The following is a 383-nucleotide window of genomic DNA, read 5'->3' on the forward strand; positions in this document are numbered from 1 at the left end:
CTTCATTCCGTTTTAGCTGGACCTGTAGGTATTGCACTAGCTCTTCTTATGGCAACTGCCTTCGGTCTTGTTCATACCGAAATGATGAATGGTGTTTACGAATTCCCTAAAGGAGCAACACAAGTTAGTACACTTGATATGGGTGGTAACTTCTTTAACTGGGTTATTCTTAAATTCTCTCAAGCTTGGGCAGCTATTTTCTAAGTTTTGTCTTAATGATATAGAAGAGGTGATAGTAACATTAGAGCAGCTGTGTTATACGAGAATAATGTAATAAAAGCAGAACAAATTGAGGAAGCGACTTGCGGGAAAGATCAAGTTCGTGTTGCAGTAAAAGCAGTCGGAATATGTGGATCAGATATTCATAAAATGCAGACTCGCTT

1 protein-coding gene is annotated in these 383 nt (G+C 38.6%); it reads left to right on the top strand.

Annotated elements, in window-relative coordinates; genetic code table 11:
* Positions 1-204 (top strand): hypothetical protein (locus tag FNJ47_RS46760; protein WP_210256342.1); only part of this gene is annotated, 204 nt, incomplete at its 5' end.
* Between the last annotated feature and the right edge of the window lie 179 nt (positions 205-383).

The organism is Bradyrhizobium uaiense, from assembly GCF_010811875.1.
GTDB lineage: Bacteria > Pseudomonadota > Alphaproteobacteria > Rhizobiales > Xanthobacteraceae > Bradyrhizobium > Bradyrhizobium uaiense.